Source organism: Variovorax sp. V118 (assembly GCF_041154445.1).
GTDB classification, from domain to species: domain Bacteria; phylum Pseudomonadota; class Gammaproteobacteria; order Burkholderiales; family Burkholderiaceae_C; genus Variovorax; species Variovorax boronicumulans.
On record NZ_AP028663.1, the window covers coordinates 4,410,781 to 4,434,322 of the forward strand.

The 23,542-nt window shown below is 68.3% G+C and carries 28 protein-coding genes; 9 read left to right on the forward strand and 19 right to left on the reverse strand.

Translation table 11 applies throughout. The annotated features are described in order from the left end of the window. Positions 1-7: 7 nt before the first annotated feature. The 6 genes from nadA to ACAM52_RS20545 form a co-directional block, all read right to left on the reverse strand. On the reverse strand, positions 8-1,123 hold the full coding sequence (gene nadA, locus ACAM52_RS20520; RefSeq protein WP_369644469.1) for a quinolinate synthase NadA: 1,116 nt from the start codon (positions 1,121-1,123) through the stop codon (positions 8-10). A gap of 6 nt (positions 1,124-1,129) precedes the next feature. Next, positions 1,130-2,008: a carboxylating nicotinate-nucleotide diphosphorylase gene (gene nadC / locus ACAM52_RS20525; protein WP_369644470.1), complete on the reverse strand. Its 879-nt coding sequence runs from the start codon at positions 2,006-2,008 to the stop codon at positions 1,130-1,132. A 23-nt stretch (positions 2,009-2,031) separates the two neighbouring features. Continuing rightward, the gene (locus ACAM52_RS20530) at positions 2,032-3,075 is read right to left on the reverse strand and encodes an NAD(P)H-dependent glycerol-3-phosphate dehydrogenase (RefSeq protein WP_369644471.1); all 1,044 of its coding nucleotides are present in this window, start codon (positions 3,073-3,075) and stop codon (positions 2,032-2,034) included. A 28-nt stretch (positions 3,076-3,103) separates the two neighbouring features. Further along, complete coding sequence (gene secB / locus ACAM52_RS20535) at positions 3,104-3,568, reverse strand: protein-export chaperone SecB (protein ID WP_056578332.1); 465 nt, start codon at positions 3,566-3,568, stop codon at positions 3,104-3,106. 128 nt (positions 3,569-3,696) lie between these two features. Further along, complete coding sequence (gene grxC / locus ACAM52_RS20540; RefSeq protein ID WP_062477087.1) at positions 3,697-3,957, reverse strand: glutaredoxin 3; 261 nt, start codon at positions 3,955-3,957, stop codon at positions 3,697-3,699. 20 nt (positions 3,958-3,977) lie between these two features. Beyond that, positions 3,978-4,385 (reverse strand): rhodanese-like domain-containing protein, encoded by a 408-nt coding sequence (locus tag ACAM52_RS20545; RefSeq protein ID WP_062477132.1) that lies wholly within the window; start codon positions 4,383-4,385, stop codon positions 3,978-3,980. An 81-nt stretch (positions 4,386-4,466) separates the two neighbouring features. Between ACAM52_RS20545 and gpmA the strand changes: the two genes are divergently transcribed. The 3 genes from gpmA to ACAM52_RS20560 all read left to right on the forward strand — a co-directional run bounded on the left by gpmA (position 4,467) and on the right by ACAM52_RS20560 (position 7,623). Then, positions 4,467-5,210 (forward strand): 2,3-diphosphoglycerate-dependent phosphoglycerate mutase, encoded by a 744-nt coding sequence (gene gpmA, locus ACAM52_RS20550; protein WP_013543140.1) that lies wholly within the window; start codon positions 4,467-4,469, stop codon positions 5,208-5,210. Positions 5,211-5,333: 123 nt separating this feature from the next. Then, positions 5,334-6,776, forward strand: a complete 1,443-nt coding sequence (locus tag ACAM52_RS20555; RefSeq protein WP_062477129.1) for a S41 family peptidase — start codon at positions 5,334-5,336, stop codon at positions 6,774-6,776. A gap of 82 nt (positions 6,777-6,858) precedes the next feature. After that, the gene (locus ACAM52_RS20560; RefSeq protein ID WP_307637116.1) at positions 6,859-7,623 is read left to right on the forward strand and encodes a molybdopterin-synthase adenylyltransferase MoeB; all 765 of its coding nucleotides are present in this window, start codon (positions 6,859-6,861) and stop codon (positions 7,621-7,623) included. Between the two features lie 28 nt (positions 7,624-7,651). Here ACAM52_RS20560 and ACAM52_RS20565 read toward each other — a convergent pair whose 3' ends face one another. Next, complete coding sequence (locus ACAM52_RS20565; RefSeq protein ID WP_369644472.1) at positions 7,652-9,673, reverse strand: AsmA family protein; 2,022 nt, start codon at positions 9,671-9,673, stop codon at positions 7,652-7,654. 257 nt (positions 9,674-9,930) lie between these two features. Between ACAM52_RS20565 and ACAM52_RS20570 the strand changes: the two genes are divergently transcribed. Then, positions 9,931-10,335: a response regulator gene (locus tag ACAM52_RS20570; protein ID WP_095743933.1), complete on the forward strand. Its 405-nt coding sequence runs from the start codon at positions 9,931-9,933 to the stop codon at positions 10,333-10,335. Between the two features lie 7 nt (positions 10,336-10,342). Here ACAM52_RS20570 and ACAM52_RS20575 read toward each other — a convergent pair whose 3' ends face one another. Next, on the reverse strand, positions 10,343-10,975 hold the full coding sequence (locus ACAM52_RS20575; RefSeq protein ID WP_007837167.1) for a response regulator transcription factor: 633 nt from the start codon (positions 10,973-10,975) through the stop codon (positions 10,343-10,345). Positions 10,976-11,105: 130 nt separating this feature from the next. Between ACAM52_RS20575 and ACAM52_RS20580 the strand changes: the two genes are divergently transcribed. The 5 genes from ACAM52_RS20580 (at position 11,106) to ACAM52_RS20600 (ending at position 14,211) form a co-directional block, all read left to right on the forward strand. Then, positions 11,106-12,476: a CHASE3 domain-containing protein gene (locus tag ACAM52_RS20580; RefSeq protein WP_369644473.1), complete on the forward strand. Its 1,371-nt coding sequence runs from the start codon at positions 11,106-11,108 to the stop codon at positions 12,474-12,476. Positions 12,477-12,680: 204 nt separating this feature from the next. After that, the gene (locus tag ACAM52_RS20585) at positions 12,681-12,845 is read left to right on the forward strand and encodes a DUF1328 domain-containing protein (protein ID WP_070063586.1); all 165 of its coding nucleotides are present in this window, start codon (positions 12,681-12,683) and stop codon (positions 12,843-12,845) included. Positions 12,846-12,899: 54 nt separating this feature from the next. Beyond that, positions 12,900-13,274, forward strand: coding sequence for a hypothetical protein (locus ACAM52_RS20590; RefSeq protein WP_062477074.1), 375 nt, complete (start codon positions 12,900-12,902; stop codon positions 13,272-13,274). A 52-nt stretch (positions 13,275-13,326) separates the two neighbouring features. Continuing rightward, positions 13,327-13,710, forward strand: a complete 384-nt coding sequence (locus ACAM52_RS20595) for a hypothetical protein (protein WP_369644474.1) — start codon at positions 13,327-13,329, stop codon at positions 13,708-13,710. 222 nt (positions 13,711-13,932) lie between these two features. Continuing rightward, on the forward strand, positions 13,933-14,211 hold the full coding sequence (locus ACAM52_RS20600; protein WP_369644475.1) for a hypothetical protein: 279 nt from the start codon (positions 13,933-13,935) through the stop codon (positions 14,209-14,211). 82 nt (positions 14,212-14,293) lie between these two features. Here ACAM52_RS20600 and ACAM52_RS20605 read toward each other — a convergent pair whose 3' ends face one another. The 11 genes from ACAM52_RS20605 to ACAM52_RS20655 all read right to left on the reverse strand — a co-directional run bounded on the left by ACAM52_RS20605 (position 14,294) and on the right by ACAM52_RS20655 (position 23,530). After that, complete coding sequence (locus ACAM52_RS20605) at positions 14,294-14,788, reverse strand: BON domain-containing protein (protein WP_062477068.1); 495 nt, start codon at positions 14,786-14,788, stop codon at positions 14,294-14,296. Between the two features lie 135 nt (positions 14,789-14,923). Beyond that, entirely contained in the window at positions 14,924-15,748 is an 825-nt protein-coding gene (locus ACAM52_RS20610) for a DUF429 domain-containing protein (RefSeq protein WP_369644476.1), read from the reverse strand. 13 nt (positions 15,749-15,761) lie between these two features. Then, positions 15,762-16,643 carry a DMT family transporter gene (locus ACAM52_RS20615; protein WP_095743930.1) on the reverse strand — a complete coding sequence of 294 codons (882 nt, stop codon included), beginning with the start codon at positions 16,641-16,643 and terminating at the stop codon, positions 15,762-15,764. Between the two features lie 16 nt (positions 16,644-16,659). Further along, positions 16,660-17,082 (reverse strand): BLUF domain-containing protein, encoded by a 423-nt coding sequence (locus ACAM52_RS20620; protein WP_062477059.1) that lies wholly within the window; start codon positions 17,080-17,082, stop codon positions 16,660-16,662. A gap of 3 nt (positions 17,083-17,085) precedes the next feature. Then, the gene (gene folE / locus ACAM52_RS20625) at positions 17,086-17,817 is read right to left on the reverse strand and encodes a GTP cyclohydrolase I (protein ID WP_062477056.1); all 732 of its coding nucleotides are present in this window, start codon (positions 17,815-17,817) and stop codon (positions 17,086-17,088) included. A gap of 73 nt (positions 17,818-17,890) precedes the next feature. Beyond that, complete coding sequence (locus ACAM52_RS20630; protein ID WP_369644477.1) at positions 17,891-18,664, reverse strand: endonuclease/exonuclease/phosphatase family protein; 774 nt, start codon at positions 18,662-18,664, stop codon at positions 17,891-17,893. Beyond that, positions 18,661-19,137 (reverse strand): dihydroneopterin triphosphate diphosphatase, encoded by a 477-nt coding sequence (gene nudB, locus ACAM52_RS20635; protein WP_369644478.1) that lies wholly within the window; start codon positions 19,135-19,137, stop codon positions 18,661-18,663. The genes ACAM52_RS20630 and nudB overlap by 4 nt, the downstream gene beginning before the upstream one ends. Positions 19,138-19,144: 7 nt before the next feature. Then, on the reverse strand, positions 19,145-20,950 hold the full coding sequence (aspS, locus tag ACAM52_RS20640; RefSeq protein ID WP_369644479.1) for an aspartate--tRNA ligase: 1,806 nt from the start codon (positions 20,948-20,950) through the stop codon (positions 19,145-19,147). Between the two features lie 37 nt (positions 20,951-20,987). Then, on the reverse strand, positions 20,988-21,620 hold the full coding sequence (locus ACAM52_RS20645) for a DUF502 domain-containing protein (protein ID WP_062477045.1): 633 nt from the start codon (positions 21,618-21,620) through the stop codon (positions 20,988-20,990). 14 nt (positions 21,621-21,634) lie between these two features. Continuing rightward, positions 21,635-21,976: an FmdB family zinc ribbon protein gene (locus tag ACAM52_RS20650; RefSeq protein WP_369644480.1), complete on the reverse strand. Its 342-nt coding sequence runs from the start codon at positions 21,974-21,976 to the stop codon at positions 21,635-21,637. Between the two features lie 105 nt (positions 21,977-22,081). Next, positions 22,082-23,530 carry a sodium:solute symporter family protein gene (locus ACAM52_RS20655; protein ID WP_369644481.1) on the reverse strand — a complete coding sequence of 483 codons (1,449 nt, stop codon included), beginning with the start codon at positions 23,528-23,530 and terminating at the stop codon, positions 22,082-22,084. Between the last annotated feature and the right edge of the window lie 12 nt (positions 23,531-23,542).

The following is a 23,542-nucleotide window of genomic DNA, read 5'->3' on the forward strand; positions in this document are numbered from 1 at the left end:
ACGCCGGTCAGGCGGCGCCGATGCCGGCGACCAGGCTGCCCAGCGCCTGGCCGTTCTTCAGCCCGGCGGTGAACGCCAGCATGCGGTCGATCGGCACGCGCGCGCGCACGCCCAGTGCCGGATCGACGTGGATCTCGCCCGCGCCGGTTTCCAGCGCGTTCGCCAGTTCGACCAGCCCGTTCATCGCCATCCACGGGCAGTGCGCGCAGCTCTTGCAGGTGCCGCCGTTGCCCGCCGTGGGCGCTTCGATGAAAGTCTTGCCGGGGTTCAGCGTGCGCAGCTTGTGCAGCATGCCGGTGTCGGTCGCGACGATGAACTCGGTCGCGTCGAAGCGCTGCGCCGCGTTCAGGATGGCCGAGGTGGAACCCACCGCGTGCGCCAGCGCGATCACGTCGGACGGCGACTCGGGATGCACCAGCACCTTGGCCTTCGGGTGTTCCTTCATGAGCAGCTCGAGTTCGAGCGCCTTGAATTCGTCGTGCACGATGCACGCGCCGTTCCAGCTGACCATGTCGGCACCGGTCTGGCGGCGGATGTAGTCGCCCAGGTGGCGGTCGGGGCCCCAGAGGATCTTCTGGCCGGCCGCATGCAATGCGTTCACCACGTCGAGCGCGCAGCTGGAAGTGACGAGCCAGTCGGCGCGCGCCTTCACGGCCGCGCTGGTGTTGGCGTAGACCACCACGGTGCGGTCGGGATGCTCGTCGCAGAAGGCGCTGAAGGCGTCGACCGGGCAGCCCAGGTCGAGCGAGCAGTTGGCGTCCAGGTCGGGCATCAGCACGCGCTTTTCGGGCGAGAGGATCTTCGAGGTCTCGCCCATGAAGCGCACGCCGGACACCACCAGCGTGGTGGCGGCGTGGTCGCGGCCGAAGCGCGCCATCTCGAGCGAATCGCTCACGATGCCGCCGGTTTCCTCGGCCAAATCTTGCAGGTCGGGGTGCACGTAGAAGTGCGACACCATCACCGCGTTGCGCTCGCGCAGCAGGCGGCGGATGCGCTCCTTCAGCGCAATGCGCTCGTCGGGCGAAGGCTCGGGGGGCACGCGGGCCCAGGCGTGGCGCGTGTCGCAGACCGCGCCTTGCGCGGGCTGTTCGTAGTCGACATCGATGACGGAAGCGGTCGTCATGGCGGTTCAGTGGTTCAGGAAGCGCATCGAGTAGTCGATGGCCTTCACGTCCTTGGTCAACGCGCCGATCGAGATCCGGTCGACACCGGTCTCGGCCAGGGCGCGCAGGCCGTCGAGCGTGACGCCGCCGGAGATCTCGAGCACGGCCTTGCGGCCCTCGCCCACGGCGTCGTTCAGGCGCACGGCCTCGCGCAGCGTGGGCAGGTCCATGTTGTCGAGCAGCACCATGCGGGCGCCGGCGTCCAGCGCTTCCTGCAGCTGGGCCAGGGTCTCGACCTCGACCTCGACAAAGGCGGCCTGCGCGGCCACGGGCGCCACCGCGCGCAGGGCGGCGGCCACGCCACCGGCCGCGGCGATGTGGTTTTCCTTGATGAGCACCGCGTCGTACAGGCCGATGCGGTGGTTCAACCCGCCGCCGGTGCGCACGGCGTACTTCTGCGCCAGGCGCAGGCCCGGCAGGGTCTTGCGGGTGTCGACGATGCGGGCACGGGTGCCCTTCACAGCGTCGGCGTACAGCGCGGTCTTGGTGGCGACCGCACTCAGCAGCTGCAGGAAGTTGAGCGCGGTGCGCTCGGCCGTCAGCAGCGCGCGGGCGCCACCTTCGATTTCGAGCACGGGCTGGTCCGCGGAGCAGCGCTGGCCCTCGGCGCACAGCCAGGTGATGCGCGCCTGCGGATCGAGCCGCCGCACGGTGGCCTCGACCCAGGGCGCGCCGCACACCACGGCGGTTTCGCGCGCGAGCACGCGGGCGTGGGCGGTGCGGGAGGCGTCGACCAGCGAGGCGGTCAGGTCGCCGTCGGCGACGTCTTCCTGCAGGGCGCGGGCGACGTCGGACTCGGCCAGCGCGGCGACGGCCGACGCCGAGAAATCAAAGCGAGGGCTCATGTCTCTGGAATCTCTAATCTTCTTCAGGAGGAATGGCGCGAGGCCGGGCCGGCGGGCGGCTGCTGCACCGACTCGGGCACCGGGTCGCGCCCGGTCAGCGCCGCGACGGCATCGCGCGGACTCACCTGGCCGTCGAGCAGCGCGACCACGCCTTCGGCGATGGGCATCTCGATGCCCAGGCCGCGCGCGCGCTGCACCACGGTGCGGGCGCAGTACACGCCCTCGGCCACGTGGCCCAGCGAATCGACGGCCTGCGCGAGCGTGCGGCCCTGGGCCAGCAGCAGCCCGACCTTGCGGTTGCGCGACAGGTCGCCGGTGGCGGTCAGCACGAGGTCGCCCAGGCCCGACAGGCCCATGAAGGTGTCGGCGCGGGCGCCGAGCGCCAGGCCGAAACGGGTCATTTCGGCCAGGCCGCGGGTGATCAGCGCCGCGCGGGCGTTGAGCCCGAGCGCGAGGCCGTCGCACAGCCCGGTGGCGATGGCGAGCACGTTCTTGACGGCGCCGCCGACTTCGACGCCGACGATGTCGTCGTTGGCGTACACGCGCAGGGCCGGGCCGTGGAAGGCGTCGACCAGCGCATCGCGCACGCTGGCGTGCGGGCTGGCGGCCACCAGTGCGGTCGGGCGCCCTTCGGCGACCTCCTGCGCAAAGCTGGGGCCGCTGAGCACGCCCGCCTTCAATTCAGGGGCGACCTGGGCCCAGATCTCGTGGGCGAGCAGGCCGTAGGTGGTGGGAGAGGCATCGAGCGCGGGCTCGACGCCCTTGCACAGCCACGCCACCTGGGCGGTGGTGCCGCGCAGGGCGAGCAGCTGGTCGCGCAGGGCGGCCATGGGCGTGGCGACGATGACGAGGTCGGCCCCGGCCTGCGCCTGGGCGATGTCGCCCGCGCGCACGGCCAGCGAGGCCGGCAGGGCCAGCCCGGGAAGGTAGCGGGTGTTTTCACGCGCGGCCGACATGGCGTCGGCCTGGGCGGCGTCGCGCGCCCACAGCGTGACCTCGTGGCGGGCCGCCGCGTTGACTGCGACGGCCGTGCCCCAGGCACCGGCGCCATGAACGCAGATCTTCATCGTGCGCTGGCGGCGTCGTGCGGCCGGTTTACTGGGCCAGGGTGGGGGCAGCCTGGCCGGCGGCCTGGGCTTGCTGCTGCTCGTACATGGCCTGGAAGTTGATTTCGGCCAGGTGCACGGGCGGGAAGCCGCCGCGCTGGATCACGTCGGCCACGTTGCCGCGCAGGTACGGGTAGACGATCTGCGGGCAGGCGATGCCCAGGATCGGGCCCATCTGGTCTTCCGGCAGGTTGCGGATCTCGAAGATGCCGGCTTGCTTGGCTTCGACCAGGAACACGGTGCGGTCTTCGATCTTGGTCTGCACGGTGGCCGACACGGTGATCTCGAAGATGCCGTCGGCCACGGGCTGGGCGTCCACGCCGAGCTGGATGTCGACGGTGGGCTGCGTCTGCTCCAGCAGGATCGCGGGCGAGTTGGGTTGTTCGAGCGACAGGTCCTTGAGGTAGACGCGCTGGATCTGGAACACGGGATCTTGGGCTTGCTGGTCGGCCATGGCTGAACTTTCGAGGATCAAAACAATGCCCGCCGGGGAGAGGGTCCCGCAGCGGGCTGCAGATGAGGGAACAAACGATTATCGCCCGACGGCCCGCGCACTTTCGTGACGCCCGGCCGCGCGGGGCTTCAGGCGCCTTGCAGCAGCGGAACGAGTCCGCCGCGGCTGTCCAGGGCCATGAGGTCGTCGCAGCCGCCCACGTGGGTGTCGCCGATGAAGATCTGCGGCACCGTGCGGCGCTGGGTGATCTCCATCATGGTGGTGCGGGCTTGCGGGTCGGTGTCGATGCGGATCTCTTCGATCTGCTCGACGCCCTTGGCCTTGAGGATCTGCTTTGCACGCGTGCAGTACGGGCAGACGGCGGTGGTGTACATCTTGACGGCTTGCATGCGCTCTACCTTGGGGAAAATCAGGCTTTTTCAACCGGCAGGTTGGCCTCTTTCCAGGCCTTCAGGCCGCCAGCGACGGCTTGGGCCTGCTCGTAGCCGAGCTTCTTGGCCGTGGCCACGGCGCGCTGGGCGCGGGCACCGGTGGCGCACACCAGCAGCAGCGGCACGTTCTTGTTCTTGACCGTGCTGGCCAGCTTCTCGTCCAGCAGGTTCAGGGGCACGTTCTTGGCGCCGATCATGTGACCGGTCGCGAATTCTTCGGGTTCGCGCACGTCGACCAGCACCGCGCGTTCGCGGTTGATGAGCTGCACGGCGCCCTGGGCCGTGAGCGTGCCGCCGCCCGCACCCCGGAGCATCGGCCAGGCCAGCATGCCGCCCGAGGTGAGCGCCATCAGGATCAGCATCCAGTTCGCGGTGACGAATTCGATCAATTTCACGGGGGTTCCTTGGATGGCAAACCCGGGATTTTAGAATGCTGGTTTTCCCACGCGCTGCCAAAGGCCTCCGACATGCACAAACTGGTACTGATCCGCCACGGCGAATCGACCTGGAATCTCGAAAACCGCTTCACCGGCTGGACCGACGTCGACCTGACCGAAACCGGCGTCGAGCAGGCCAAGCAGGCCGGCCGGCTGCTCAAGGCCGAGGGCTACGACTTCGACGTGGCCTACACCAGCGTGCTCAAGCGCGCCACCCGCACCCTCTGGCACACGCTCGACGAACTCGACCGCACCTGGCTGCCCGTGGTGCACTCCTGGCGCCTGAACGAACGCCACTACGGCGGCCTGCAGGGCCTGAACAAGGCCGAAACGGCCAAGAAGTACGGCGACGAACAGGTGCTGGTCTGGCGCCGCAGCTACAGCACCCCGCCGCCGCCGCTGGAAGCGGACGACCCGCGCAGCGAGCGCTCCGACGTGCGCTACGCCAAGCTGTCGCCCGAGCAGATCCCGCTGACCGAATGCCTGAAGGACACGGTGGCGCGCGTGCTGCCGTTCTGGAACGAATCGATGGCCCCGGCCATCCGCACCGGCCGCCGCCTGGTCGTGGCCGCGCACGGCAACTCGATCCGCGCGCTGGTGAAGTACCTGGACGGCATCTCGGACGACGCCATCGTCGGCCTGAACATCCCGAACGGCATCCCGCTCGTGTACGAGCTGGACGACGACCTCAAGCCCCTGCGCCACTACTACCTGGGCGATGCCGCGGCCGCCGAAAAGGCCGCCGCCGCGGTGGCTTCGCAGGGCAAGGGCTGAAGACGTAAGCAAAAGAAGAAAACCCCGCCTGCCGGTTCCTCCGTGGAACCCCGGCAGGCAATTTGCTTCCAAGCTGTGTATATTGGTTCGACAGCCGTCGACATACAGGACATTTCACTCATGATGGGCCAGAAACTGAAGATCACCGGCTGGGTCGCCGCCGGCGCCGTTGCTGGCGTCCTGACCACCGTCTCGCTGCAGACGGTCGCGCGGGGTTCGCTCGCGCCGCTTCCGCTCGAGGAATTGCAGCAGCTCGCGGCCGTCTTCGGGATGGTCAAGAGCGACTATGTCGAGGCGGTCGACGAGAAGAAACTCATCTCGGACGCCATCTCGGGCATGGTTGCCGGGCTCGATCCGCATTCGCAGTACTTCGACAAGAAGTCCTTCAAGGAATTCCGCGAGGGCACCACGGGCCGCTTCGTCGGCGTGGGCATCGAGATCTCGCAGGAAGACGGCCTCATCAAGGTCGTCTCGCCCATCGAGGGCTCGCCGGCCTTCCGCGCCGGCTTGAAGCCGAACGACCTGATCACCAAGATCGACGACACGGCCGTGCGCGGCCTGTCGCTGAACGAAGCCGTCAAGCGCATGCGCGGCGAGGCCAACACCAAGGTGCTGCTGACCATCTTCCGCAAGGACGAGAGCCGCACCTTCCCGGTCACGATCACGCGCGAGGAAATCCGTACCCAGTCGGTGCGCGGCAAGATGATCGAGCCGGGCTACGGCTGGATCCGCCTGTCGCAGTTCCAGGAGCGCACGGTCGACGACTTCGTCAAGAAGATCGAGGAGCTCTACAAGGAAGACCCGAACCTCAAGGGCCTGGTGCTCGACCTGCGCAACGACCCGGGCGGCCTGCTCGACGCGGCCGTGGCGGTGTCGGCGGCCTTCCTGCCCGAGAACGTCACGGTGGTCACCACCGACGGCCAGCTGGCCGAAAGCAAGTCGATCTACAAGGCGGCGCCCGAGTACTACCAGCGCCGTTCGGGCAGCGACCCGCTGCGCAACCTGCCGGCAGCGCTCAAGAACGTGCCGCTGGTGGTGCTGGTGAACGAAGGCTCGGCCTCGGCCAGCGAGATCGTGGCCGGCGCGCTGCAGGACCACAAGCGCGCCACCATCATGGGCAGCCAGACCTTCGGCAAGGGCTCGGTGCAGACCGTGCGCCCGCTCGGCCCCGACACGGGCCTGAAGATCACCACCGCGCGCTACTACACGCCCAGCGGCACCTCGATCCAGGCCAAGGGCATCGTGCCCAACGTGCTGGTCGACGAAAGCGCCGAGGGCAGCCCCTTCGCCGCCCTGCGCATGCGCGAGGCCGACCTCGAGAAGCACCTGGCCAGCGGCCAGGGCCCCGAGGTGAAGGACCCCGAGCGTGAAAAGGCCCGCGACGAAGCCCGCAAGCGCCTCGAGGAAGAAGCCAAGAAGCCGCCGCAGGACCGCAAGGTGCCCGAGTTCGGCACCGACAAGGACTTCCCGCTGGTGCAGGCGCTCAACCGCCTGAAGGGCCAGCCGGTGCTCGTCAGCAAGACGCAGGTCATCGTCGACAACAAGGACGAGAAGAAGGAAAACTGATCCCGGCGAGCGGGCCGCACGCACCGTGCGGTTCGCGCCACCGGCGTTTTCCTCTCCCCCGCACAGGCCCAGGCAGGCGCGCATGGACGATCACGACCTGCTGCGCTATTCGCGGCACATCCTCCTCGAAGAATTCGGCATCGACGGCCAGGAACGCGTCAGCGCCGGGCGGGTGCTCGTCATCGGTGCCGGCGGGCTGGGCTCGCCGGTGGCCCTGTACCTCGCGGCAGCGGGGGTCGGCCACATCGTGCTGGTCGACGACGACGAGGTCGATCTGACCAACCTGCAGCGGCAGGTCGCCCACACCCAGGCGCGGGTGGGCCAGCCGAAGGTCGCATCGGCCGCGCAGGCCATGCGCGACATCAACCCCGGCATCGCCATCGAGACCCACGCCGTGCGCGCCGACGAGGCGCTGCTGTCGCGGCTCGTGGCTGAGGCCGACGTGGTGGTCGACTGCTGCGACAACTTCGCCACGCGGCAGGCCGTGAACCGCGCCTGCGTGGCGCACGCCAAGCCGCTGGTGGCGGGTGCGGCGATCCGCTTCGACGGCCAGCTGAGCGTGTACGACACGCGTGACGCCGCCTGCCCCTGCTACGCCTGCCTGTTCCCGCCCGAGGCCAGCTTCGAGGAAACGCGCTGCGCGGTGCTCGGCGTGTTCGGCCCGGTGGTCGGCACCATCGGCACGCTGCAGGCCAGCGAGGCGCTCAAGCTGCTGGCCGGCATCGGGCCGTCGCTGGCGGGCAAGCTGCTGATGTTCGACGGGCGCAGCACCGGCTTCGACACGCTGCGCGTCTCGCGCGACCCGCACTGCAGCGTCTGCGCGCAGCGGCCCCAGGCCGGCGCCTGAGCGCCCGCCTGCCCTCTTCTTTCTTTCGTTAAGGCTGGCGAGCCCCCTTGGCCCGCGCGGCACCGCGCGCGGCGGCCCCGGCCGTGGGCCGGTTCGCCAGCGCCAGCACGCCCGTGCAGTCGGCGTTCTCGCCGGGGCCGGTCTCTATGGTCGCGGCCAGCGCCAGCAGCGGGTTGATGGCGCCCAGCGCCAGCGCCGCCAGGCCGCGGCCGGCCAGCGGCCCGATCTCGACGCCGCCCTTGGGCGCGCCGAAGGTGCCGCTCACGACCAGCGGCGTGCGAAGCGACAGGAAGCTCGCGCTCTTGGGCTCGGGCCGGATCACGAAGTCCAGCGACTCGGTCGCGAGGTTGGCCTGGCCGGTGGCGGTGAAGACGGCGTTGGTGGTGTCCAGCACCAGCGTGCGCCCGTTCATCACGCCCTTGTTCACGTCGAAGGCCAGCGCGGCGCAGCGCAGCTCGACGTCGCGGTCGCCGCGCAGCAGGAACTTGAGGATGTCGCCGCCCACCAGCGTCGCGAACACGGGCATCAGGTTGCCGAACTGGCCGCGCCCCGACAGCACCGCCATGTCGCCCGACGCGCCGCCGAGCCAGCTGGCCACCGAATTGCCGGCGCCCGACAGGTTGATGCGCCCGTCGAGCCGGCCGACGCTGTTGCCCGAGTTCTCCAGCTTGGGAATGAGCCGGGCCAGCCGCAGGCCGCGCACGTCGAGCGAGGCGCGGATGTCGGCCGGCGTCTTGGTGGCGTCGATGCGGATCGCGCCCACGAGCTTGCCGTTGGCCACGCCCAGGTCGAGCGGGTCGAGCGACAGCACGCCGTCGGTCAGCCGGATCTTGACGCTGCCGCGGTCCAGCGGCACCTCGCGCACGTTGCGGATGCGCTCGGCCGTGTAGGCCACGTCGGCGTTCATGGCGTGCAGCCGCCCGAAGTCGAAGGGCGTGGTGGGCAGCACCTTGCCGCCGGGCGGTCGCTTGGGCTGGGCCGAGGCGACCGGCGCCACGCCCTCCACCGCGTTGGCGGAACGCGCCGTGGGCGGCAGGCCGATCAGCGGGCCGAGGTCGTCCATGTCCATGACGCGCGATCGCAGCGTACCCGACAGGCGCGGCACCTTGCCGGCCTGGTCGAAGGCCATGTCGCCGCCGATGTCCGACAGGCCCAGCCGGCCGTTGAGCCCCGCCGCCTCCCAGAGCTTGCCGCGCTTGCGCAGCCCGCCGCTCAGCGCATAAGGCGGGGTCTGCGGCAGCACGATGCCCAGCAGCGGGTACAGCGCGCTCAGCGTCTGGCCCTTGATCTGGAACGTGGCGTCGATGCCGTCGAAGCCCGCGAGCTGGGCCACCGTGCCATTGGCCTTGAGCCGGGTCTGGCCGGCGGCGGCGTTGATCTCCAGCGGGAACGGCGGCGCACTCGCGGCGTTGATCTGCAGCACGTTGCCGGTGCGCCCGTCGGCCGTGAGCGGCTGGCCCTTGTAGCGGCCCTTGATCCGGTAGTGCAGCGGCAGCTCGCCGCGGTTGCTGTCGTAGTCCAGATCGGCGTGCACGTCGACGCCCAGGTGCTGGGCCAGAAAGTCGACGGCGCCCTTGTCGACCTGGATCAGGCCGATGGTGGGCACGGTGCCGGTGTCGGAGGTGTCCTTGCCGAAGGCCCAGGTGCGGCGCCCATCGGATTCCATCTGCAAGCCGACGGTGGGCGCGGTCAGCGCCAGGCTCGGAATGACCACCCGCTTGTCGATCAGCGGCCACAGGCGGATCTCGAAGCTCGCGCGCTCGGCCTTCACCAGGTAAGGGTCGCGCGCCCAGTCGGGGTTGGCGAATTCGATGCCGTCGAAGTGGATGGTGGCGGCCTTCCAGCCCAGGTCCACGTCGAGCCGTCGGGTGATCTCGAACTTGCGCCCGGTCTTCTCGCTCACGAAGCGGTTGAGCGGCTCGCGCAGCGTGTCCCACGGAAAGAAGGCCACGAGGAGCGCGAACGCGGTCAGCAGGACGGCGACCAGCAGCACGAAGACCGCCAGCAGTTTCTGCCAGCGCGGCCGGGTGCGAAGGGATTGGGTTGCCATGGTCGATTCTTACCCGGATGCGCGCCCGAAGCGGGTCGGCGGCGGGCCGCAGACCCCGTGCGGCTTGGCCTACGGGCGGGCGCGAGGCGGCGTGGAGACAGCCGCCTGCACATGCGTCAGAACCCGCCTACAACGCGCGGCCCTTGAACCCTGCATGATCCGCTGCGGGAAAGCCTCAATGTCCATGGGCAGGCTCTCTCCTCCGCAGGGCGCTTGGACACGAGCACCTGCCCACCTCAGAGGAAGCGCGGTTCGGCATGGATTCCAGATTGCAGACCTACGTTGTCGAAGACAACCCCACGATCCGTGAAAACCTCATCGGCACTCTGGAAGAGCTCACCTGCACCACGGTCGTGGGCTTTGCGGAAACCGAGCAGCACGCGCGCGACTGGCTGCGCGACCATGCCGACGAGTGGCACCTGGCCATCGTCGATCTCTTTCTCAAGCAGGGAAGTGGCCTGGGCATCCTTCAGGCCTGCCAGTCGCGCAAGCCCGGCCAGAAGGTGGTGGTGCTCAGCAACTATGCGACGCCCGACATCCGGCGCCGCTGCGCCGAGTTCGGGGTCGACGCGGTGTTCGACAAGTCGAACGAGATCGACGCACTGGTCGACTTCTGCATCCGCCAGGCCGCCGCGCTGCGGTCCGCACCCGGCGATGCCTAGGCGCAGCTCAATCGATGAGCTTGTTCTTCAGCGCGTAGTAGGTCAGGTCGCTGTTGGAGGACAGGTTCATCTTCTCCATCAGCCGCGTGCGGTAGGTGCTCACCGTCTTCACCGACAGCGACAGCGTCTTGGCGATGTCGCCGGCGGTCTCGCCCTTGGCCAGCTTCAGGAACACCTGGAACTCGCGCTCCGAGAGCTGCTCGTGCGGCGCGGCGTCGTCCTTGCGGTCGAGCTGGCGGGCCAGCAGTTCGGCCACGGCGGGCGTGATGTAGCGCCGGCCCAGCGAGATGGTGCGAATGGCGTTCACGATCTCGATCGGATCGCACTCCTTGTTGAGGTAGCCGCTGGCGCCCTGACGGATCAGGTTCATCGCGTAGTGCTCCTCGGGGTAGCCGCTGAGGATCAGGATGCCCACGTCCGGCGCCTTGGCGCGGATCATGGCGAGTGCATCGATACCGCTTTGTCCCGGCATGGAGAGATCCATCACCAGCACGTCCAGTTCGGTGGTGCGTACCAGCTCGATGGCTTCACGGCCGCTCGCTGCCTCACCCGCCACGCGCAGGTCCACGTGCTCGGAGAAGAACTGCCGGAGGCCCGATCGCACGATGGCGTGGTCGTCCACAATTCCAATTTTGATCATCTGTTACTTTCGTCGTTGTGCCGCAGCTTTGGAAGCCGCAGCATGCCGGTCCCTGATTGTTATCAATTATTCACGAAGTTGCATTGAATGCGACCCTAAGGGTGTCATGCACTGGTTAGCCCCCCAAAAAATGGCCGTGAGCCTCTTGCTCGCGGCGCTGGCCGCACTGGCCCTCGTGGGCATCAACGAGGCAGGATACCGGCAATCGAGCCGCGCCCTGGCGGACATCGACGAGGCGCAGCAGATCCGCGGCACGCTCAACCAGATCCTGCAGAACATGCTGGACGCCGAAACCGGCCAGCGCGGCTTCCTGCTCACGGGCGAAGCCGCCTACCGCCAGCCCTACGACATCGCGGTCAAGCAGGTGGACGGCAACCTGGCCACGCTGCGCCAGCTGTACGCCGAACGCCCGGCCGAGCGCACCCAGCTGTCCGAGCTGTCCAAGCACGTGCTGCGCAAGATCGCCGAGATGGACATGAGCGTGCGGCTGCGCCACGAGGGCAACGAGGACGCCTGGAAGTTCGTCATGACCACCGACGTCGGGCGCGAGGAGATGGAAGCCATCCGCGCCACGGCCAACGAGCTGGTGAAGACCAGCAACGCGACGCTGCAGGCCGGTCAGCTGCAGGTGATGAAGTCGCTGCAGCTGGCGCGCGTCGGCACCGGCATCGTGGCGCTCGCGGCGCTGATCGCCTTCTTCCTGTACCTGCGCCAGACGCACGCGCTGCGCTCGGTGGGCGAGCGCCAGCAGGAAGCGCTGCAACGCGAACGCAACGCGCTCGAGGACGAGGTGCGCGAGCGCACCGCCTCGCTGGCCGAACTCGCCACCCACCTGCAGGACGTGCGCGAGACCGAGCGCGGCTACCTCGCGCGCGAGCTGCACGACGAACTGGGCTCGCTGCTCACGGCCGCCAAGCTCGACGTGGCGCGGCTGAAGTCGCGCCTGGCCGACTCGCCCGACGCGATCCAGCGGCTGCAGCATCTGACCGAGCTGCTCAACAGCGGCATCGCGCTGAAGCGCCGCATCATCGAGGACCTGCGACCTTCGTCGCTCTCCAACCTCGGGCTGGTCGCCTCGCTGGAAATCCTGGGGCGCGAGTTCGGAGAGCGATCGGGCCTGGAGATCGAGATGGCGCTGGAGCCCGTGACCATGGACGAGTCGCGCCAGCTCACGATCTACCGCATGGTGCAGGAGAGCCTGACCAACATCGGCAAGTACGCCGAAGCGAGCGAAGCCACCATCGTGCTGAAGAACTACGCCAACCACGTGATCGTGGAGGTGGCCGACAACGGCAAGGGCTTCGACGCGCAGCGCATGCGCCCGTCGACGCACGGCCTGGCGGGCATGCGCCACCGGGTCGAGGCGGCGCGTGGCAAGCTCACCATCACCTCGGCGCCCGGCCAGGGCACGCGGCTCACCGCGATGCTGCCGGTGGTGAAGCCGGCGCCGCAGGCCGGCACGACGGCGAGCCCCGACCCCCCCGCGTCGCGCGGTGCCTGACGCAGGCGCTGGCATTTCTTCACGCCCCGGGCCTGCGGCGACTCGGTCGCCTCCTACGCACCCCCGCCCCGGTCGCTGACAGGGCCGATGCGGCCCTGCCCTTAAGGTGGGTCCTGTGTCATCCGGCACCGGGCCGCGTCTTCAGCGATGCGCCCGGATGCATGGTTTCAAACCACAAAGAGGGAAGCCTCGAAGGAGTTCCGCATGCTGCACTACGCCGTGGTATTTCTGGTCATCGCACTCATCGCTGCCGTGTTCGGCTTCGGTGGCATTGCCGCCAGCGCGGTGGGGATCGCCAAGGTCCTTTTCATCATCTTTGCCGTGCTCGCCATCGCCAGCTTCCTGGCCGGCTTGCTACGACGCAAGTAGCGTAGTTACGATCCACAGGCTCCCGCATTTCATCTTCCCGGAAAGGACTCTCCCATGAACACGACCAAGACCCCTTCGCAACTCGCCGACGACGTGCGCCAGACCGCCCAGGAAGCGGCCGAAACCACCCGCGCCTACGCTCAGAACGCGGTGAATGCGGCGGGCGAAAAGGTCCGCGAACTGCGCCGCGACGCCGAACCGGGTGTCGAGCAGTTGGCCGCACGCGTGCAGCAAGCCGTGCAGCGCGGCCTCGACGCCGCCTCGACCACCAGCGCCCGCGCGCACCGCCGCATCGAACAGGCCGCCGACGTGACCGGCCGCTACATCTCCGACCAGCCCGTGCGCTCGGTGCTGCTGGCCGCCGCTGCCGGCGCCGCCATCACGGCACTGATCGTGCTGGCCAGCCGCCGCAACCGCGACGACTACTGATCCGCTGTTGCATCGCCACTGAACGACCGACCCCGCCCGACCACCCTCGCACATGCTTCATCCGATCTTCTCGACGGTGCTCGGGCACCCGGAGCTCATTGCCGATCACATCGCCAACTACGCGGCCCTTGCCCGGCAGGAGAGTGCCGTGGCGGGGCGGGGCCTCGTCGCCCGACTGGTCGCGGGCGTCCTGGCCGTGGCCACCGCCGTGTTGGCGCTCGGGCTGATCGGCGTGGCCGTGCTGCTCGGTGTGCTGCACGGCAGCTTCCACTGGGTGCTGGTGGCCGTGCCTGCCGTGGCGGTGATCATCGCGGCGATCTGCACCTGGATCGCCACCCGCCCGAGTCCGAACTACGGCTTCGACGATCTGCGCGCCCAGCTGGCCGCGGACCTCGACGCGCTGCACGCCGCCGGAGCCCGCCATGAGCAGCCATGATCCCCGCCGCCCTGCCGCATCGCAGCTGACCCCGCAGCAGCGACTGGCCATTTCGCGCCGCGCGCTCGTGCGGCAACTGAACGGCGGCGAGCCCGACGCACCGGCGCCCCACCGCGCCTTTGCCGCCGGCGACGCCGACGACGATCTCGAATACGCACACACACCGACGCCGGCGATGCGCCACCCGCCTCGCCGGGGCGCCGCCACAACGTCTGGAGCGCGATGGCGCGCGGCGTGGTGCAGCGCTGGTGGCGCCGCCATCCCGCGCATGCGGCCGGCCAGCTGGCCCGCCCCCTGCTCGAGCACTACGCCCGCACGGAGCCCGTCAAGCTCATGGCCGCCGCGGCCGCCACGGGCTCGCTGCTGGTGCTCGTGCGGCCCTGGCGGCTGATCTCGGCCACGGCCGTGATCGCGGCGGTGCTCAAGACCTCCGACGTGGCCGACCTGGTCAACACGCTGCTGCAGAAGCCTGCGCGGCCGCCTCGGCAAGACCCGCCCTGACGTCGCGCCAACGCGTGCCGCACGCAGACAAGAAAAAGCCCGGTCGAACCGGGCTTTTTGCTGGGCGCGGCGGAAGGGCCGATCAGCCCTTCACTTCGAGCTGGTTGTTCACCGACTTCACGCCCTGCACGGCCTTGGCGATCTCCTCGGCGCGCGACTTGGCGGCGGCCGTCGGGGCCGGGCCCTTGAGGCTCACAGCGCCGCCCTTGGTGTCGACGTCGATCTTGATCGCGCTCAGGTCCGGGTCCTTGGCCAGGCCGGCCGAGACCGAGGCGGTGATCGCGGCGTCGTCGACCGTGGCGGTCACGGCGGCGGTGGCGTCCTTGGCGGCTTCCTTCACATCGGCGGTGGCGCCGGCCATGCCGGTCTTGGCGTCGGCCGCGGCCTGTTCGGTCTTGGCCTTGGCATCGGAGGCCGCCTGCTCGGTCTTGGCGACGGCGCTGTCGAGCTTCTCGCCGGCGGTCTGGTTGCCCGGCTTGTCGCAGGCGGCCAGGGTCAGCGCGGCGCCGGCGGCGAGCACGGCGAGCCAGGTGCGCGAGGTGGCAAAGGGAGCGAGGGAACGGTTCGATGTTGTCATGGGAAATCCTCCTGCGGTCGGAATGGGTGCATGGACCGGCTTGGTCCACGCCAGTCAATCTAGTCCCCGCCGCCCGCGCCCGGGTGTCGCCGCAGGCCCGAAGCGCTGTAGGACAAGCAAGCGACGGCAGGCGGCTCAGGCGCTGACGATCCAGCCTTCGAGCGGGTCCATGGACAACGGCAATCCGTAGCCCGGCCCCGGGCTGCCGGCGCGCTGGCGGGCCCAGGCGGCCTGCAGCAGGCACAGAACCGCGTCGAGTTCGTCGCCCTTGGCGTCGGCACGCAGCCCGTCGCGTTGTGGGGCCGTGAGTTGGAGGCGCAGGCCGAGCCGCGTGCGCCCGGATTCCAGCGCGGCCAGCAGGTCGGCGCGCGCGGCTTCGCGTTCGGGCGACTGGCGCGCGAGGTCGTCGCTCTTGTAGCTGCGCCGGCCGATCAGCTCGCGGGCCAGCAGGCCGGGATACGCCTCCAGCGCGATGCGCTCCTTGTGGGTGCCTGTGTGCAGGCCCGGCAAGGTGGCGCCGGCGGCGAGCAGGCGCGGCACACCGGCGTGCAGCATGTAGGCGACCGGCGGATTCACCCATTTCATCGACGGGCTCGATCCGGCCGGCGCATCGGTCGCACGGTGCGCGAATTTGCCGCCGACCGGACGCGCCGCGCAGAAGGCGGCGAAGGTGTCGCGGATCTCGGCGCGACTCAGGCCGGCGTAGTGGGCGATCAGCGCGTCCCACGCGGTCGGCCACTGCAAGTGCTCGATCAATTCGCGCGGCAGGCCGAAGGGAAAGTCGAAACCGCCGACCCAGGCGGGCGTGCTGCTGTCGAGCCACTGGCCCCAGGCGTCGAGCGTGGCGAAGCGGTGCAGGCTGGTCAGCGTGACGGCGTCCGGGCCGGCCATCTCACCGACGGCCACGACGATGGGTTTGCAGGCGGTCGGTGCGCTCGAGAAATCGCAGCCGAAGAGCATCGCCCGCCTTCGGTCAACCCAGTGCGAGCGCGATCACACCGGCCGCGATGAACAGCGCGCCCAGCAGCCGCAGCATGCGATCGCCTTCGCGCAGCAGATGCCCACCGATCAGCGCAGCGAACAGCATCGACACCTCGCGCGCCGGCGCGACGTGCGAGATGGGCGCCTGCTGCACCGCGTACAGCACCAGCACGTACGAGACGGGGCTGATCGCCGCCACCAGCAGCGCGTACTTCCACTGTTCACGCCACATGCGCACGGTGGTCGCGCGGTCCTGCAGCGCGGCGGGCAGCAGCAGCACGAGGCGCACGAAGTTGCTCATGTAGTCGAGCAGGATCGGCGACATGGCGAGGAACTTGACGGCGTAGCTGTCGGTGACCGTGTAGGCCGCGATGAAGGCGCCGGTCAGCACACCGTAGCGCATGCCCTTCTGTACGCGCTCGCGCTGCACCGGGTCATGCTTCTTGTGAAAGAGGCGCGGGCCGCCGGCCACCAGGAACACGCCGAGCACCACGCCGAAGATGCCGGCCACGCCGACGAGGCTGATCTTCTCGCCCAGGAACAGGATCGCGACCAGCGACGACAGCAGCGGCCCCGAGCCGCGCGCCAGCGGGTAGACCACCGTGAGGTCCGACTTGCGGTAGCCGCGCAGCAGCACGACGTAATAGAAGACGTGCAGCACGCCGCTCAGCACGATGAAGGCCCACTCCTTCGTGCCCCAGGTCGGCACGACGCTCCAGCCGAGGGTGATGCCCACGGGCGCCCACACCACGGCCATGAACACGCCGCTCTGGAACGCGAAGCGCGAATCGCCGTTCGCCTTCTTGGCGGCGATGTTCCAGCTGGCGTGGATGACGCCAGCCAGCAGGATCAGTGCGAAAGCGGAAAGGGGCACCCCGGTCGAACCGGGATCAGTGGCGGCCGACGATGGCCGCGGTGGCCATCAGTTCTTCGAGCAGCGCGAGCGAGACCTTGCCCGAGACCTTGTACGGGTCGAGCTCGGGCTTCTCGGAGTACTTGAGCAGCGTCGAGGCGTTGAGCTTGGAGAGGTTGACCTGCCCCATCGTCCAGCCACCGAAGCGGCGCTCGGAGATTTCTTCGTAGTGCAGCAGCACCACATCCTTGTGGCGCGGATCGCGCTGGATGTGGCCGTAGAGATCGCTGATGGCGTCGCGACCACCCTCGATCGCCTGCAGGAAGGTGCCGGCGCCGTAGCAGAGGATGCCCGTGATGCCGCAGGCCGGGTTGTGCGTGCGCGATTTCGCGAGGATCGCCTCGATGGCCTCGGGGCTGGTATCGACGGCGCGACTGGCATAGAGAAGTCGGACCAGCATGGCTCAGCTCTTTCGTGGCAGGAGGGAGAGGAATTCGCGACGCAGGCTCGGGTCTTTCAGGAACACGCCGCGCATGACGGAGTTGATCATCTTGCTGTCCATTTCCTTCACGCCGCGCCAGGCCATGCAGAAGTGCTCGGCCTCCATGACCAGCGCCAGGCCGTCGGGCTGCGTCTTTTCCTGGATCAGGTCGGCCAGCTGCACCACGGCTTCTTCCTGGATCTGCGGACGGCCCATGACCCATTCGGCCAGGCGCGCGTACTTGGACAGGCCGATCACGTTGGTGTGCTCGTTGGGCATCACGCCGATCCACAGCTTGCCGATGATCGGGCAGAAGTGGTGCGAGCAGGCGCTGCGCACGGTGATCGGGCCGACGATCATCAGCTCGTTCAGGTGCTCGGCGTTGGGAAACTCGGTGAGCGGAGGTGCCGGCACATAGCGGCCGCGGAACACCTCGTTGAGGTACATCTTGGCCACGCGGCGCGCGGTGTTGTCGGTGTTGTGGTCGTTCTCGACGTCGATGACCAGGCTCTCGAGCACGCCCTTCATCTTGACCTCGACCTCGTCGAGCAGCGACTCCAGTTCGCCCGGCTGGATGAACTCGGCGATGTTGTCGTTGGCGTTGAAACGCTTGCGCGCTGCATTCAGTCGCTCGCGGATCTTGACGGAGACGGGGGTGCCCTCGTCATCGTCTTTTCGATCGGGAAGCGGTTCGACGTCGGTTTTCCTCAGCATGGCGGGGATCGTACCAGTGAATGGCCCCAGGGGATTCGGGCTGCAACGCCCGCCCCTTCTCGGAGCAATGCTATCAATTAGGTAGCGCGAAGTCGGCTACCAGCGGAAGGTGGTCGGACATGCGGGCCCAGATGGGCCCCCGCGGCACGTTGCAGGCCAGCGGTTCGAGCTGGCGGCCGTAGACGAAATCGAGCTGCGTCACAGGCAGGCGCGAGGGGTATGTGAGCGTGCGCGGGCCGCGCAGGTCGCTGGTGTCGCGCAGGCCCATGGCGTTCATGGCGTAGCGCATGCGCGCGCCCCAGTCGTTGAAATCGCCGGCCACCACCACGGCCTCGTCGGCCGGCACCTCGCGCTCGATGAACTCGCGCAGCCGGGCCACCTGCCGCACGCGGCTGCCCTTGATGAGCCCCAGGTGCACCACGATGGCGTGCACCCGGCGCCCTTCGACGTCGATCACGGCATGCAGCAGGCCGCGCTGCTCGAAGCGGTGGTCGGAGATGTCCTGGTGGCTGGTGCGGATCACCGGCCAGCGCGTAAGCAGCGCATTGCCATGCTCGCCGTGGCGCGTGACGGCGTTGGTCTCGTAGACCGCCGTGTAGCCCTCAGGTGCAAGAAAGTCGGCCTGCGGCAGCTCGGGCCAGCGCGGAAAGCGCGCGGCGGCCTGCCGGTTCATCTTGCGCACTTCCTGCAGGCAGACGATGTCGGCATCGAGCTGCTCGATGGCGTGGCCCAGGTTGTGAATCTCGAGCCGCCGCGCCGGCCCGATCCCCTGCACACCCTTGTGGATGTTGTAGGTCGCGACCCGGAGGTTGTGCGTTGCTGCTGCTGCGGCTGCCGGTGGGTTCATCGGGCAAATTCTGGCAGCAACAGAATGGCTTCGGCGTTCGACGGGGAAAAGCACGCATCAGCCGCCTCCCGGTACGGCAGCCATTGCCAATCGGTGTGCTCGCGCGCGGCGAGCACGGGCGTCAGGCGCTCGGGCACGCACAGGCCGAACAGGTGCTCGGTGTTGTGGGTGACGCCGGGTTCGTAGCGCGCGCGCCAGCCGGGGTAGATCTCGTAGATGTTGCGCAGCTGCCAATCGACCAGTTGCGACGCCAGCAGCGTGCCCTCGCCGCACTGGATGCCGGTTTCCTCGGCGACTTCACGGGCGGCTGTGAGCGCGAGCGGCTCGTCGAGGGCGTCCTTGCTGCCGGTGACCGATTGCCAGAAGTCGGACTCGGCATCCGCACGCCGGATGAGCAGCACATCGAGTGCCGGCGTGTGGATCACGACCAGCACCGACTCCGGGATCTTCCAGGGCCGGGTGCTCGTCGTCATGGGCGCATCAGGCAGTTTGGGGCGTGTTGCGCAGCTTGATGTGCAGCTCGCGCAGCTGCTTCTCGTCGACCGGGCTCGGCGCCTGCGTCAGAAGGTCTTGCGCGCGCTGGGTCTTGGGGAAGGCGATCACGTCGCGGATCGACTCGGCGCCGGTCATGAGCATCACGAGGCGGTCCAGGCCGATGGCGATGCCGCCGTGCGGCGGTGCGCCGTACTGCAGCGCGTCGAGCAGAAAGCCGAACTTGAGCTGTGCATCCTCGGCGCTGATCTTCAGCGCGCGGAACACCTTGCTCTGCACTTCCTCACGATGGATACGCACCGATCCGCCGCCCATCTCGATGCCGTTGAGCACCATGTCGTAGGCCTTGGCGATGCACTTCTCGGGTGCGGTGTCCATGAGGTCTTCATGGCCGTCCTTCGGTGCGGTGAACGGGTGGTGCACGGCGCTCCAGCGCTGGCCTTCCTCGTCAAACTCGAACATCGGGAAGTCGACCACCCAGAGCGGCGCCCAGCGGTCGTCGAACAGGCCGCTCTTCTTGCCGAAGGCGCTGTGGCCGATCTTCACGCGCAGCGCGCCGATGGCGTCGTTGACGACCTTTTCCTTGTCGGCGCCGAAGAACAGGATGTCGCCGTTGCGCGCACCCGTGCGGGCGATGATCTCGGCCAGCGTGGCGTCGTCAAGGTTCTTGACGATCGGGCTTTGCAGGCCTTCGCGGCCGGCGGCTGCGTCGTTGACCTTGATGTAGGCCAGGCCCTTGGCGCCGTAGATCTTCACGAACTCCTGGTACGCGTCGATCTCGCCGCGCGACAGGCCGCCTTCGGCACCGCCGCCGGGCACGCGCAGCGCGACGACGCGGCCGCCGGCCATGGTGGCGGCGTTGGAGAACACCTTGAACTCGACGCGCTTCATCAGCTCGGTGAGTTCGGTGAATTCGAGCTTCACGCGCAGGTCGGGCTTGTCCGAGCCGTACTTGAACATCGCGTCGGCATAGCTCATGGTCGGGAACACCGGCAGGTCGATGTCCGCGGCGTTGCGGAACACGTTGCGGATCATGCCTTCGAACATCTCGCGGATTTCCTCTTCGGCAAGGAACGAGGTCTCGATGTCGATCTGCGTGAATTCAGGCTGGCGGTCGGCGCGCAGGTCTTCGTCGCGGAAGCACTTCACGATCTGGTAGTAGCGGTCGTAGCCGGCCACCATCAGCAGCTGCTTGAACAGCTGGGGCGACTGCGGCAACGCGAAGAAGCTGCCGTCGTGCACGCGGCTGGGCACGAGGTAGTCGCGCGCGCCTTCGGGCGTGGACTTGCCCAGCATCGGCGTCTCGATGTCGATGAAGCCGTTGGCATCGAGGAACTTGCGCGTTTCCATCGTCACCTTGTAGCGCAGCATCATGTTGCGCTGCATGGCCGGGCGGCGCAGGTCGAGCACGCGGTGCGTGAGGCGGGTGGTTTCCGACAGGTTGTCGTCGTCCAGCAGGAACGGGGGCGTGACCGAGGGGTTGAGCACCTTCAGTTCGTGGCACAGCACTTCGATCTTGCCGCTCTTGAGGCTGTCGTTGGTCGTGCCTTCGGGGCGCGCGCGCACGAGGCCTGTGATCTGCACGCAGAACTCGTTGCGCAGGTTCTCGGCCACGGCGAAGGTCGAGGCGCGGTCGGGGTCGCACACCACCTGCACGTAGCCTTCGCGGTCGCGCACGTCGATGAAGATCACGCCGCCGTGGTCGCGGCGACGGTTGACCCACCCGCACAGGGTGACGGTCTGGCCCAACAGGGCTTCGGTCACAAGACCGCAATAGTGAGTACGCATGGCCATAGAGATGACTTCCGGCGCCGTCGTGGCGCGTTCGTTTTTATGAGTTGGATGGCTTGATCGCCACCGAGGAGGGGCCGCCTGGAACGACCACGCCCATCGAGACGATGTACTTGAGCGCTTCGTCCACGCTCATCTTCAGTTCGACGCAGTCACTGCGCTTGAGCATGACGAAGTAGCCGCCCGTGGGGTTGGGCGTGGTCGGCACGTAGACGCTGAGGAATTCCTCGCTGCCCAGGTACTCGGCCACCTCGTTGCCCGGCGCGCCGGTCACGAAGGCAATGGTCCACACGCTCTCGCGCGGCCACTGGATCAGCACTGCCGTGCGGAATGCATTGCCGTTCTCGGAGAACAGCGTGTCCGACACCTGCTTGACGCTCGAGTAGATCGAGCGCACGACCGGAATGCGGCGCACCACGGCGTCGCCCCAGCCGAGCAGGCGCTTGCCGACGAAGTTGCTCGCAATGGCACCGACCACCAGCAGGATGGCCAGCGTGAGCAGCACACCGAGCCCGCGGATGTTGTTGTCGTAGAGCCAGCGCTGCCATGCGCCCGGCAGCACCCACAGCGTCTGGTCGAGCGTGTCGATGATCCACTTCAGCACCGCCAGGGTGATGAACAGCGGAACGATCACCAGCAAGCCGGAGAACAACCATTTGCGCAGGGCGGACATGGGAGAGGGTTCCGTCAGTCGCCGCTCTTGGCGGCAGCCGTTGCAGCGGGGGCCGGCGCGGGAGCGGGCGCCGGTGCGGGGCTGGAGGCGGGGGACGAAGAAGCAGCGTCGGCCGACTTGGCACCGTCGCCGGACGCAGCGGGCGCGGTGGCGGCCTCGGACTTCTTGCCGCCGCCCTCGCGGAAGTCGGTCACGTACCAGCCCGAGCCCTTGAGCTGGAAGCCGGCGGCCGTGACCTGCTTTTCAAATGCGCTCGCACCGCATTCCGGGCACACCGAGAGCGGCGTGTCCGACATCTTCTGCAGAACGTCCTTGGCAAAGCCGCAGGAACTGCACTTGTAGGCGTAAATGGGCATGGGAAATCGGGGTGGGAATGAGCGACGCAGCTGCCGCTCGCAAAGCCCTCGATTATAGGGGCGCCCCCGCCCGCAGGGGTCACGCAGGCCCGGCCCGGCCCGCCGTCAGGCCGGCTCGGTCGCCAGGAGGCGGTGCGGCGTGTGAGTGTTCGCTATCCATTGCGGCAGCAGCGAGCCGATGACCATGCCCGCGAACGAGGACATCACGCCCGCCAGCTGGGCCGGGAAGGCGGTACCCCAGGGCATCGCCATGAACAGCAGCCAGACGCCGATGCCCCCCACGATCGAGGCGATGGCGCCCTGGGTGGTGGCACGGCGCCAGTACAGGCCGCACACCAGCGGCACGAAGGCCCCCACCAGCGGCACCTGGTAGGCGCCCGACACCAGTTCGTAGATCGGCGTGCCCTGCATGCGGATCGCGTAGGCCAGCACGGCGGCGCTGAACAGCAGCACCGTGATGCGCATGGTCATCAGGTTCTCGCGGTCGGTGCCGGCGGGACGGAACTGGCGCCAGATGTTCTCGGTGAAGGTGACGCTGGGCGCCAGCAGGGTCGCCGAGGCGGTCGACTTGATGGCCGACAGCAGCGCGCCGAAGAACAGCACCTGCATCACGAAGGGCATCTTCTGCAGCACCAGCGTAGGCAGCACCTTCTGCGGATCTTCCTTGAGCAGCACGGCGACCTCCTCCGGCATGATCAGCAGCGCGCTGGCCACGAGGAACATCGGCACGAAGGCGAACAGGATGTAGGCCACGCCGCCGATCACCGGGCCGCGCGTGGCGGCCTTGACGCTGTTGGCCGACATCACGCGCTGGAACACGTCCTGCTGCGGAATGGAGCCCAGCATCATCGTGATGGCCGCGGCAAAGAAGAACACCATGTCGTGCCAGTTGGGCTCGGGCCAGAACTTGAAGAGGTCCTTGCTGACCGCGAAGGCCACCACCTTGTCGGCGCCGCCGGCCATGTCGCCCGCGAACATCGCGATGACCGCGAGGCCGACGACCAGAATGATCATCTGGATGAAGTCGGTCACGGCCACCGACCACATGCCGCCGAACAGCGTGTAGGCCAGGATCGAGACCACGCCGATCACCATGCCCAGCGGGATGCTGATGGCGCCGGCCGACAGCACGTTGAATACCAGCCCCAGCGCCGTGACCTGCGCCGAGACCCAGCCCAGGTAGCTCAGCATGATGATCAGCGAACAGGCCACTTCCACGCTGCGGCCGTAGCGCTCGCGGTAGTAGTCGCTGATGGTCAGGAGCGTCATGCGGTACAGCTTGCCCGCGAAGAACAGGCCCACCAGGATCAGGCAGGTGCCCGCGCCGAACGGGTCTTCGACCACGCCACTGAGGCCGCCCTCGATGAACTTGGCCGGGATGCCGAGCACCGTCTCGGACCCGAACCAGGTCGCGAAGGTGGTCGTGATGATCATGAACAGCGGCAGGTGCCGCCCCGCGATCGCGAAGTCGGTGGTGTTCTTCACCCGTTTGGCCGCATACAGGCCGATGGCGATGGTGACCAGCAGATAGACGATGACCAGCGTCAACAACACGGCGAAACTCCT